The organism is Sporomusa sp., assembly GCF_035561155.1.
Classification (GTDB): domain Bacteria; phylum Bacillota; class Negativicutes; order Sporomusales; family Sporomusaceae; genus Sporomusa.
The window spans coordinates 1-10847 of the sequence record NZ_DATMYD010000106.1 but is presented as its reverse complement, the minus strand read 5'-3'; the positions used below and the strand labels follow the sequence as shown (position 1 = coordinate 10847).

The following is a 10847-nucleotide window of genomic DNA, read 5'->3' as shown; positions in this document are numbered from 1 at the left end:
GCATTTTTTATCCGATGACCAAGCCGCTCTAAGACTCCCATCTTCTACAAGTGGGAGTTAAGAGCGGCTAAGTCCCTGGATAAGGTCGACTAAACTTCAGATGGGGTTAAAACCCCACCTGAAGCTAAGTCTCACTTTATTAAACACTATAGTTCGGCGATTCTTTCGTGATACTGATATCATGTGGATGGCTTTCTTTAAGACCGGCACCGGTTATCCGGATAAACTGGGTTTTAGTAATAAGTTCTTCTACATTGCGAACTCCACAGTAACCCATACCGGCCCGCAGACCGCCTATTAGTTGGAAGACTGTATCAGCTACCGAGCCTTTATAGGGAACCCGCCCTTCAATTCCTTCAGGCACCAGCTTGTCCATATTTTCTTGGAAGTAACGGTCTTTGCTGCCTTCCGCCATTGCACCCAGTGATCCCATACCCCGGTATACTTTGTAGCTACGGCCTTGATAAATAATAGTTTCTCCCGGGCTTTCTTCAGTACCGGCAAGCAGGTTGCCAATCATTACGATCTGAGCGCCAGCGGCGATTGCTTTGGCTACATCTCCTGAATACTTGATGCCGCCGTCAGCAATAATTGGCACGTTGTACTCATTGGCAGCCTTGGCACAGTTATAAATTGCTGTAATTTGCGGTACGCCAATACCGGCAATTACCCGGGTAGTGCAAATGGAACCAGGTCCGATACCCACTTTGACAGCGTCAGCGCCTGATTCAATCAAATCACGGGTAGCCTCGGCAGTAGCGACATTGCCAGCGATGAGCTCAATATTAGGGAAAGCGTCTTTAATTTTTCTTACGGCGTCAAGTACGCCCCGAGAATGGCCATGGGCAGTATCAACAACAATTACATCAACCTTAGCGCCCACAATGGCTTCTACACGCTCCATCATATCTGACCCGACACCAACAGCAGCAGCTACTAGCAAGCGTCCTTTAGCGTCTTTAGCTGAGTTTGGATACTTCTGCGCTTTTTCAATATCTTTAATCGTAATGAGTCCTTTTAAATTTCCTTCAGAATCAAGGAGCGGTAATTTTTCTATCCGGTGTTCACGTAAAATTTCTTTGGCTTCTTCCAGTGAGGTGCCAACATGTGCCGTGATTAGGTGCTCTCTGGTCATACAATCAGCAATTTTACGGCTTAAATCAGTTTCAAAACGTAAATCGCGGTTGGTCAGAATACCAACTAGTTTGTTATTGCTGGTAACAGGTACCCCCGAAATACGATATTTCTCCATGAGGTCGTGAGCATCTTGCAGGGTATTACTAGGGGATAAGAATATTGGATCAACAATAATGCCATGTTCAGACCGCTTGACTTTGTCAATTTCATTAGCCTGACGGGCGATAGGCATATTTTTATGGATTACCCCTATGCCGCCTTCACGTGCCATGGCAATCGCCATCCGGGCTTCGGTAACGGTGTCCATTCCGGAGCTGATAATAGGGATATTAAGCTTAATATTTTTAGTCAAATATGTGGATACTTCTACTTCCCTGGGAAGAACTTCCGACCTTGCCGGTACAAGCAAAACATCATCAAAAGTTAACCCTTCAGGACCGAATTTGTTGTCAAACATTGACTAACTCCTTTCACCAAACACATCGTAATAGGTATTTCCCAATATAATAACACAAATAAAGTTACCAAATCTACCATTTTTCATGTAATTATAAAAAAAATAAACAATGCCTGGCAAAATGCCAGGCATTGTTACTAGCTAAGAACATATACTTTTACATTTTGGACACCGAAGTCATAGGCTTTATCTACAGAATGCATTGCGATGTCGATTCGATTCCCTTTGATTGCGCCGCCGGTATCTTCGGCTACACCATACATGCCATTACCATCGGCAAATTCAATATATAGCCTTGAACCAAGCGGAATAATCCGCGGGTCAACAGCAATTACGCCTGGACGTACCTGAGTGCCCATATAGGTCAGATTGCCCCATTGGCCATTGTCGTGGGGACCTGGAGCATAGGCAGTAGCTTTAATGTCCAAAACGGTTTTGTAACGTCCTGGTGCACTACCGCGAGATACTTCTGTTCTACGGTCACCTAACAGAATCTGAAAAGTATCCTGCCCGACAATACCATCGGCATCAATATTTTTTGCATTTTGAAGTTCTTTTATCGCTCGTTCGGTAGTTTCACCAAATACACCATCAACAGTAATATTGTTATAACCTAAATCATTAAGTCGTACCTGAAGATCTGTTACGTCTTGGCCGTCCATACCTAGTTTGAGCGTTTGGTCACCCAACGCTGCGAAAGCTGGTGACACCCAAATATTAGCTGTTAAAACAGCCATAGTTATGGTACCAATAATAATTTTTTTGATGTTTTTCATTTAAACACCCCTTTCTAAATGCCTACGAGGTTAGCTGACGGGTTCGGGACAAAGGGAAATCCCTACTGCATAACGCAGATTCACCCCAGAAATGGTTCCCCCGTTTTCCTATTGGTGAGGAAATTCGGCATGTCCGTATATAATACAGTATAAATCCAGATGGCGCAATCATGTTTATGAAGGTTTATCAAGCAATAATGATTATTAAACAACTTTTTTCTCAGTTATGCTTGATTATTCGTGCCCATAAAATAAATTTAAAATTTAGGCGTAAACTAAAGCTGGGTGAGTATATGTTAAAACATTGGTATCAGGCAAAAAAACCACACAAAATAACTGGTAAAACAACTTCCTCTAGAACTGACAAACAAGAGCCCAGCGCTGTTATAAAAAAGTATGATGCGATTGTAGCCGGGGCCGGGCCAGCCGGACTGACGGCAGCGTATTTTATGGCCAGGGATGGCCTTGACGTACTCGTCCTGGAACGGGGCCCATATGCGGGAGCGAAATGCTGTGGCGGAGTCAGTATTATGGCAGACCATGTCCATAAGCTCTTCCCCAACTTCTGGGAAGAATGCCAGTGTGAACGAATTATTACCGACCAGTCATATTGGTGGATGACTGAGGATTCTGTGCTATCAACCAGGTTTCAAAGTGTCAGGCTTGCTGCCGCCCCCTATAACAGGTTTTCAGTTAAACGCAGCAATCTTTATAAATGGCTGGCAGACAAGGCAGCTGAGGCGGGCGCGCAAGTCCTTTTTAAGCACACAGTAACAGAGGTTCTGTTTAATGACGGACAGGCTGTCGGCGTGGTAGCTGTAAATGGTGGCAGCAGCAAGTATTTGGCAGATGTTATTATTTTGGCCGATGGCGCTAACGCGTTGTTGGCCGAACGGTCAGGGCTAGCGGCCCCGGTATCGGCGGAAAACATTTCTCTATACGTAAAAGAAACCATTGCCCTACCCTCAAGCGTGATTGAGGATCGCTTTAACCTGCCATCTGGTCAGGGGGCGATAATCGGACTGATTGGTTACCCAACAGCTGGATTTAACGGTACTGGTTCCATACATACATTTAGAGACAGTATTAGTCTTAATGTAGGCATGCCAGTAGCCGATTTTGCTCAAGCCGGATTTAATCCCAACGAACTCCTGGAACGCATAAAAAAGCACCCCCATATAAAGACTCTTATAGCCGGGGGCCAAACGATTGCGTATGGTGGTTCGTTAATTCCAGAGGGTGGCTATTATGCTGTTCCTAAGCTGGTACATCCAGGTCTAATGATTGTCGGCGATGCCGGGTCGCTGGTCAATGGGACGCATGGTATAAACCTTGCGATGTGGTCAGGATTTTACTCGGCAAAAGCCGTGTATGGGGCTAAAACCAGTCGGGATTATTCGGTACGAAAGCTGTCTTTATACACTGAACTCTTAAACGAAAGCTTCATCATGCAGGATTTAAAGGCCAACGCCGGTGTTGCTAAACTGATGCGTGACCTGCCCTACGCTTTTGACCTTTACTCCCGTATGGCTAATGAAACAGCTTATCAGGTTTCGCGGGTATATACAATGCCTAAACGAGCCAAGAGGATTATGATTTATAAAAAAGTGACAAGTATGCAACCAGTCTTGAAGATATTATCAGATGCCTGGAAAGCGCTAAAGGTGATTCGATAATGAAACTGCAGGATAAAATTTTGCTTATACAGTTTAATCCGGACGATGACCATCAGCATGTTGCTGTACGCGATCAGGAACAATGCACCAGGTGTGAGGCGAAACAGTGTCTGAACATATGCCCTACCAGCGTATTTAAATGGGACTACCAGCTAGGCAGTCCCATAATGGTTTATTATAAGCAATGTGTTGAGTGCGGCGCTTGCCGGGTGGCATGCGGGTTTGATAATATTATCTTTATGTATCCGTCAGGCGGCTTAGGTGTAGCCTACCGTGAAGGCTAATCTTTTCCCAGGATAAATGGTGCAAATCCCAAATGCCCCCAATAATGGTTGTAGTATATCTGGATATGGCCATCTATTCTTCTGCGCAGAATTTTCTTCACCTGGCACAGCGAGCTATAAAACAGCCGAGTCTGAGGGTGGGCGCTGTTTGACGCTGCCTGTTGGTAAAATTGTATCGATTTGTCAATTGCAGTGTAGATTGCCCAAAGCGTCGTAAGCTCCGTCATACTGACGTCAGCTGCGGCCGTGTTTTGGTTAACTTGTTGCCAGGAGCTGTCTGAACCAAGCAACTTGGTTTCGTTTACGTCCGGGTAAGGAGCCGTGTCAATGTTTATTGCGCTGGCAACTGATAAAAGCTGTAAAAACTCTTTCTGGGAGCTGTTAATCAGAGCGATAAGCGGCGCAATACCGGTTGCGGCAGCATCTGATAGCCCAGCTACATAAATGTTTATTGAAGATTCAAGTTCAAGTGCAAATTGTATAGGCAGCATAACTTTAGTACCACCTTTCTAAAAGTTAGGCCATTTCATTAAGAAATGGCCTAAGAAATTATCGATCAGACGCTAATACACCTGCTTTGGCAATATGCTGGGTGGGAGCTTCACGCAGTACGATAGTTACTGCTTCAGGCGGGCATTTGGCGGTTTCAACAATGGCTTCGGTTACTTTTTTAACCATCTCCCGTTTTTGTTCCAGAGAACGGCCTTCAAGCATATCGATTTGTACAATTGGCATTATGATTTCCTCCTTCATGATGGCATTACTTCGAATATTATCTTCGTTATCGAATGGAATAATCCTGCCAAAATGAAAGATAACATTTCCAAATTACTTTTGAGATATCTTGATGTAATTTATTTAATTTAGTAGGCTAGCAACCTATTTGGCGAACAACCATCGTTGCCCACCACGGCTTTTAGGAATAAACCTGCAGAGTTTTTCATATATCTCATCCGCCATACCCATTCGCATTTTTGTATACTCCACCAACGCTAGGCGATCTGGCTGATCGGGCAGCCATTCACTTGGGATTTCCTGCACTATATACTCAATTTGCTCATTGCTAATCTTTTTTACAATATCGAGATAAGGAAGAAAATCCTGCGGAGATAAGAGGTCTTTAAGTAAATTCCTATAGTGCTGAAAATAATAAATCTTTATTCTTGTACCAAGCTTTTGAAACGAGTCAATGGTCCATCTGCTCGATCTAAACAAATGGGAATTATCTATAGCGTAGATTTTATATTTTTCATCCTCAAGTCGAAGTAGTAGGTTTTTCTGATTTTTAGCACGATCAGCATTGTGAAATATATGATCGAACAAAATAACGCCGGCCATTTCTGGTACATTGATAGCTTTAGCTAATCGATCCTTTCCTACATACTCCGCATGCTCGAGATAGTGAGAGGCGAAATGCTGTCCCTGATTTATGCCTAACTCCAAAAGGTATGGATTTTCATTCACCATTTGTTCATCAATTTCAATGATGTCACTCGACGGAAAGCACAGCCCCATTATCTCACCGATCTTAGCTGCTAATAATTCGCTTACTAATACGCGGGAGCTAAGTCGATTGTTTTGGAATTTTACTACATAAACATTTCCGTCATGAGCACGAAAAAACTGCGGTAACGTAACCCCTACTCCCACTTTACCCAAATATTCCACGGCCCTCAGCATATAGCCAACCTCCCTCATTTAGTTCTACGAAAAAAGACCCGGTAAAAAATCACCGAGTCTCGCACTTTAAACATTGACTAGAGTTATCAGCTTTAGTCAATGCTGAATAAGTTAACAACAATCACATGATCTGGATACTGAGGTTATAGCCTCCAGATTGATTACAGCTGTGCTTACCTTATCATCAGAGATCCCAGAAGAAGTAGCCGGACCAAAAATTTCGCAAACCGATATAAAGGCTAATTCATCATCGACATCACCAAGTATCCCTTGGAATAAGAAACCGCCAAGAGTTGTAATTACTACCTCATCACCAATCATACGCCTTAAAATGCAAATCAAGTCATGGCTCTCTTGTCGCTCGGCTGCCTCATTCCTTTCTGGCTCCTCGCGCGACCCATTGTCATCATGACAATCGTCACTACTAGTATTAAATGGACTGCTCTTAACGCCGGTAGCTTTAGCAACGATCTGCCATAGATCAACTTGGAGGAATCTTACATCCACGATTTCTCCGCCAGGAGAAAGAATCTCAACGTTAGACTCTGCCTCGATGGCCGGCGTTAGAAAACCTACACGGCAGTCTTCAATTCTTTGTAGATTACCAAAAAAAACAAAACCATCAAAACCAAATAACAATATGTCTGTGTTTAATTCGCGTTCAAGTTCTCTAATCAAGCATTCGTTGCGGAGCTCTCTGAATATGCCCATAAGTATAGACCTCCTCTAATATCTAATAAAAGTGGTGTGCTACTATACTGTATGAGCAATAGAATGAAAGTGTTACTCTCAGATCATTTTATGTCAGGCTATTCTCTTTTTACCTTGCGTCGTTTACTCCACCAAAGTCCCGCATATATGGCAATAACCAGAAGAACGATTACAATCAGCCTGGTCATATTTTCACCGGCAAAAACAATGTCATGGCCTAACAACACTTTGACAACAACAGGCGGCAGCTTGCCAATAACGGTGGCCAGAATAAAGTCACGTGCTGTAATGCGGCTAATAGCAGCCACGGCAGTAATAATCCCTGACGGTGCCAACGGCAGTAGTCGAGCGATGAGAAGTGCCTTGAAACCATTTGCTGCGCTGTAGTCATCTACTTGTTTAAGGTAGGGACTTTTAGTAATCCACCCTTCTACCGCGTGCCGGAAGAAATAGCGGGAAATAACAAACATAACAGCTGCCCCGATGACCTCACCCATCCATGAGATAAGTATTCCCCACCAAAGACCGAAGACGATACCGGCAGCGCCTGATAAGATCATAAAAGGAAATACAATAGTAAAGGTCATTACGACAAACAGAATAATGGTTATAAGTACGGCACTCGGGCCGAAGGATCTTAGATATTCAGCCAAAGCGGCAATGTCGCCCTTCTCGATAATCCCATACGCATGATGAAAAAATTCCGGCTGCCACATGTACGTTAATCCGATTATTACTGCGATAGCCAGCCAACCCAGCAGTTTATTCATTTCATACCTTCCTGTTCTTCAAAAACAGCGCTGTAGTTGCAGCGCTGTTTGGTTATTCCCATTGAGATATTTCCTTTTGAAATATATTGCAGGAGCCGCCTAGCCAGTGAATACAGTCAGTACAACGTCTGGCATAGTTGGCTGCAGATACATTGAGCAGTGAATAACCGTACCCCATCGCATTGATAATATGTTCAAATTCTTGACATTCACCGGCAATATTCCTTAGTTGCTGTTCAGTATATTTATTTTCCATGCCGCTACCCACTCCTTTTATTTTTCTTTAGTGTGCGCGCGGCGGCTATAAAAAATAAGAATTTATTTTAAAAAGTTTAATGTCTTAATGTATAAACCCTGTCGAGAATGTTAATATTATTAATGTAAATTTTCTCCTCTCCCATAATTGGCGGCTTTCGGGCCGCCCCTTTTTTTTTATCTACAAAACACCATAGTAAACTTTTCGCCAAACCAATTTAACAGTGTCTGCCATACTCGGTTGAGGTATTCAGGCGTACAGACTGTTTGCTGGGCGGCACGGCGAGCCTCAAGCAAAACATCAGTATCTCTGATAATGTCAGCAATTTTTAAATCCGGCATGCCATGCTGGACAGTACCAAAAAACTGTCCTGGCCCTCTTAAAATCAAATCTTTTTCGGCCAAAATAAACCCGTCATTGATCTCGGTCATAACTCTGAGCCGCTCTATTGTTTCTTCGTTAGTGCTGTCTGACAATAGGACACAATAAGATTTATGTTCTCCTCGGCCTACCCGGCCACGCAGTTGATGCAGCTGTGCAAGGCCGAACCGGTCGGCACCTTCAATAATCATAACGGTGGCGTTAGGTACATTAACACCTACTTCAATTACCGTTGTTGCGATAAGTGCCTTTATTTCACCACCGGAAAAGGCCGCCATTACAGCGTCCTTTTCCGGTGATTTCATTTTACCGTGTAGTAGCCCGCAGTGGTAATTTTTAAAAAATGTAGACGATAACTCTTCATAGATTTTTACTGCCGACTGGGCTTCCACCTTTTCAGATTCTTCGACAAGCGGGCAGACAATATAAACCTGCCTACCGGACTTGATTTGATCTACGGCAAAAGCATAAACTTTTGACCGGCGTTCGCTGCCACGGGAATAGGTAGCGATTGGTTGGCGGCCAGGCGGAAGTTCACGGATAATTGATATATCAAGGTCACCATATACCGTAAGTGCCATTGTCCGGGGAATGGGCGTCGCAGTCATAACTAATACGTCAGGCTGCTCGCCTTTGGCTTCCAGTAGAGCACGCTGCCGAACGCCAAAACGATGTTGCTCGTCGGTTACCACCAGTCCCAAGTGCTTGAACTCAACATCGTCCTGAATAAGTGCATGGGTGCCGACAACAACATCTATTCCACCCTCTTTGATATGGCGTAGTATCTGATCTCGAGCCTTACGGGTAAGTTTACCTGTAAGTATAGCTAGTCTGATGCCATGTGGCGCAAGCAGTTTGGCCAGGGTGTGATAATGCTGTTCGGCTAAAATTTCGGTCGGCGCCATCATGGCTCCCTGATAACCGTTTTCCACTGTTTTGGCGAGGGCTATGGCAGCAACAACCGTTTTACCTGAGCCAACGTCGCCCTGTACTAAACGCTGCATGGGCGTGGTATCTTCCATATCGGCTTTAATTTCGCGCAGGGTTTGGTTTTGATCACCAGTCAGCGAAAAGGGCAAGGTGTCTTCTATTTTGGTTACCAATTGACCGTCGGGAGCGTGCTTGATTCCTCGAGATTTGAATTTATTTTTTTGCTTTAGGTACGCTAGGCCGCATTGTAATAAATATAATTCTTCAAACACCAGGCGTCGCCGGGCCTTAGCCAGCGTTTCCATATTTTTCGGAAAATGGATGGTAGCCAGCGCCTGTTGTCGATTCATAAGGTTATGTCCGGATATTATATCGGGAGGCAGAGATTCCACCTCAGGCGCTGCTGAAGTCTGAAAGAGTTCCACCGCTTGACGAGTGAGTGCGCGTAATTGCCATTGAGGAATATCGTCGGTAGCCGGATATACGGGTATAATCTGCCCGGAATCAGCATTAAAATCGGCAGCTAACTCGATATCCGGTTTATTTATTTCAATTGCATGCATGCGCCGCTGAACTTTGCCTGAAATGATAAGTTCCATGCCAGTTTTATACTTATTTTTGATATACGATTGGTTGAACCAGGTAAGCTGGGCCATGCCAGATTGGTCTCGTACGGTAATCTTTACGATCTTAAGGCCACGGTGTGACTTTAATTCACCTACGTTAATGACTACTGCCCGGAAGGTTTCATATAGCCCATCAGTTAATTCGGCAATCAGCTTATGGTTACTCCGGTCTTCATAGCGGCGTGGATAGTGCTCCAGGAGCTGACCGACAGTAAAAACTCCTAATTTTGCTAGTTTAGCTGCGTTGGCTGGTCCAACACCTTTTAAAAATTGTATTTTAGCAGACCACAATTTTTGAATAATAATCACCTTACGTTTTGTTTGCCCCTGCCAGCAGATCGTTTAATTCGGCCAGTAGAGCTTCAACATCAATATCATGCATATTGGCACCAGTTTCAATAGTTTCTGTCATTGATCCCATACAGCCAATACAACCCATACCATATTTGGCAAAGATTTCGCAAGCTTGCGAATGTGAGCGCAGAGCTTCAATTATCGGAGTGCTTCTAGTGAACATAGCTAAGCCCCCCTTCGTTTACTTATTTCTAATTTCAATATTATACGCACAATTCCTGCTGATGCACACCAAATGCCAGAGATTTTGTGAAAATATCTGGAGAAAGTTCGATTTGGCCTTGCACATCACAAGTAAATTGTGCTAAAATAGTCACGTTGAGTACATGAGGATTTGTCCTACAGGAGGTGGAAATAGATGGCAAATGTTTGTGAGATTTGTGGTAAAGGTGAGCGTTCCGGCTTCAATGTCAGCCATTCCAACCTTAAAACCAAGCGCACCTGGAAACCTAACATACAAAGAGTTAAAGCATTAGTTAAAGGTGCAACTAAACGGGTTAATGTGTGCACCCGTTGTCTGCGTTCTGGTAAAATCCAACGCGCAGTGTAATACCGAAGTAAACAGTTAATGAAGGACTTGATAAAATGCAAGTCCTTTTTTATTGTATATTTAAAAAAACCAGCGGCCGCTTGGAACGCTGGTTTTTTATTTTAGCACTTCTATCCGATGACTAACCCGCTCTAAGACTCCCATCTTCTACAAGTGGGAGTTATACCCAAAGGGCACAGGCGAGCGGCTAAGTCCCTGGATAAGGGCGACTAACCTTCAGATGGGGTTAAAACCCCACCTGAAGCTAAGTCTACTTTAT

General features: G+C 43.9%; 13 protein-coding genes and 1 riboswitch. Of the genes, 3 read left to right on the top strand and 10 right to left on the bottom strand.

The window, feature by feature from the left end; translation table 11 throughout:
* Positions 1 to 139: 139 nt before the first annotated feature.
* Positions 140 to 1594, bottom strand: coding sequence for an IMP dehydrogenase (gene guaB, locus VN447_RS15315; RefSeq protein WP_325526212.1), 1455 nt, complete (start codon positions 1592 to 1594; stop codon positions 140 to 142).
* Between the two features lie 137 nt (positions 1595 to 1731).
* Positions 1732 to 2370: a 3D domain-containing protein gene (locus VN447_RS15310; RefSeq protein WP_325526211.1), complete on the bottom strand. Its 639-nt coding sequence runs from the start codon at positions 2368 to 2370 to the stop codon at positions 1732 to 1734.
* 3 nt (positions 2371 to 2373) lie between these two features.
* Positions 2374 to 2510, bottom strand: a riboswitch (cyclic di-AMP (ydaO/yuaA leader).
* Positions 2511 to 2663: 153 nt separating this feature from the next.
* Between VN447_RS15310 and VN447_RS15305 the strand changes: the two genes are divergently transcribed.
* The gene (locus tag VN447_RS15305) at positions 2664 to 4046 is read left to right on the top strand and encodes an FAD-binding protein (protein WP_325526210.1); all 1383 of its coding nucleotides are present in this window, start codon (positions 2664 to 2666) and stop codon (positions 4044 to 4046) included.
* Positions 4046 to 4330 (top strand): ferredoxin family protein, encoded by a 285-nt coding sequence (locus VN447_RS15300; RefSeq protein ID WP_325526209.1) that lies wholly within the window; start codon positions 4046 to 4048, stop codon positions 4328 to 4330. Before VN447_RS15305 ends, VN447_RS15300 begins: the two co-directional genes overlap by 1 nt.
* Here the strand turns inward: VN447_RS15300 and VN447_RS15295 are convergent.
* From VN447_RS15295 to VN447_RS15260, 8 genes are all read right to left on the bottom strand, one after another.
* On the bottom strand, positions 4327 to 4821 hold the full coding sequence (locus VN447_RS15295) for a hypothetical protein (RefSeq protein ID WP_325526208.1): 495 nt from the start codon (positions 4819 to 4821) through the stop codon (positions 4327 to 4329). The two genes, VN447_RS15300 and VN447_RS15295, sit on opposite strands and share 4 nt — an antisense overlap.
* A gap of 58 nt (positions 4822 to 4879) precedes the next feature.
* Positions 4880 to 5125 carry a 2-hydroxymuconate tautomerase gene (locus VN447_RS15290; protein ID WP_325526213.1) on the bottom strand — a complete coding sequence of 82 codons (246 nt, stop codon included), beginning with the start codon at positions 5123 to 5125 and terminating at the stop codon, positions 4880 to 4882.
* An 84-nt stretch (positions 5126 to 5209) separates the two neighbouring features.
* Positions 5210 to 6010 carry a HipA family kinase gene (locus tag VN447_RS15285; protein ID WP_325526207.1) on the bottom strand — a complete coding sequence of 267 codons (801 nt, stop codon included), beginning with the start codon at positions 6008 to 6010 and terminating at the stop codon, positions 5210 to 5212.
* Between the two features lie 111 nt (positions 6011 to 6121).
* Complete coding sequence (locus VN447_RS15280; RefSeq protein ID WP_325526206.1) at positions 6122 to 6721, bottom strand: hypothetical protein; 600 nt, start codon at positions 6719 to 6721, stop codon at positions 6122 to 6124.
* A 98-nt stretch (positions 6722 to 6819) separates the two neighbouring features.
* Entirely contained in the window at positions 6820 to 7491 is a 672-nt protein-coding gene (locus VN447_RS15275; protein WP_325526205.1) for a TVP38/TMEM64 family protein, read from the bottom strand.
* A gap of 52 nt (positions 7492 to 7543) precedes the next feature.
* Entirely contained in the window at positions 7544 to 7747 is a 204-nt protein-coding gene (locus VN447_RS15270; protein WP_325526204.1) for a hypothetical protein, read from the bottom strand.
* 176 nt (positions 7748 to 7923) lie between these two features.
* Positions 7924 to 9993: an ATP-dependent DNA helicase RecG gene (recG, locus tag VN447_RS15265; RefSeq protein ID WP_325526203.1), complete on the bottom strand. Its 2070-nt coding sequence runs from the start codon at positions 9991 to 9993 to the stop codon at positions 7924 to 7926.
* A gap of 1 nt (position 9994) precedes the next feature.
* A complete protein-coding gene (locus VN447_RS15260) occupies positions 9995 to 10201 on the bottom strand; it encodes a DUF1858 domain-containing protein (protein ID WP_325526202.1) in 207 nt (68 codons plus the stop codon).
* A gap of 195 nt (positions 10202 to 10396) precedes the next feature.
* Between VN447_RS15260 and rpmB the strand changes: the two genes are divergently transcribed.
* Positions 10397 to 10588, top strand: coding sequence for a 50S ribosomal protein L28 (gene rpmB / locus VN447_RS15255; protein ID WP_325526201.1), 192 nt, complete (start codon positions 10397 to 10399; stop codon positions 10586 to 10588).
* Positions 10589 to 10847: the final 259 nt, after the last annotated feature.

Coding starts and splice junctions, on each gene's coding strand:
- guaB (WP_325526212.1), bottom strand. CDS start 1,594: ATGTTTGACAACAAATTCGGTCCTGAAGGGTTAACTTTTGATGATGTT.
- VN447_RS15310 (WP_325526211.1), bottom strand. CDS start 2,370: ATGAAAAACATCAAAAAAATTATTATTGGTACCATAACTATGGCTGTT.
- VN447_RS15305 (WP_325526210.1), top strand. CDS start 2,664: ATGTTAAAACATTGGTATCAGGCAAAAAAACCACACAAAATAACTGGT.
- VN447_RS15300 (WP_325526209.1), top strand. CDS start 4,046: ATGAAACTGCAGGATAAAATTTTGCTTATACAGTTTAATCCGGACGAT.
- VN447_RS15295 (WP_325526208.1), bottom strand. CDS start 4,821: ATGCTGCCTATACAATTTGCACTTGAACTTGAATCTTCAATAAACATT.
- VN447_RS15285 (WP_325526207.1), bottom strand. CDS start 6,010: ATGCTGAGGGCCGTGGAATATTTGGGTAAAGTGGGAGTAGGGGTTACG.
- VN447_RS15280 (WP_325526206.1), bottom strand. CDS start 6,721: ATGGGCATATTCAGAGAGCTCCGCAACGAATGCTTGATTAGAGAACTT.
- VN447_RS15275 (WP_325526205.1), bottom strand. CDS start 7,491: ATGAATAAACTGCTGGGTTGGCTGGCTATCGCAGTAATAATCGGATTA.
- VN447_RS15270 (WP_325526204.1), bottom strand. CDS start 7,747: ATGGAAAATAAATATACTGAACAGCAACTAAGGAATATTGCCGGTGAA.
- VN447_RS15260 (WP_325526202.1), bottom strand. CDS start 10,201: ATGTTCACTAGAAGCACTCCGATAATTGAAGCTCTGCGCTCACATTCG.
- rpmB (WP_325526201.1), top strand. CDS start 10,397: ATGGCAAATGTTTGTGAGATTTGTGGTAAAGGTGAGCGTTCCGGCTTC.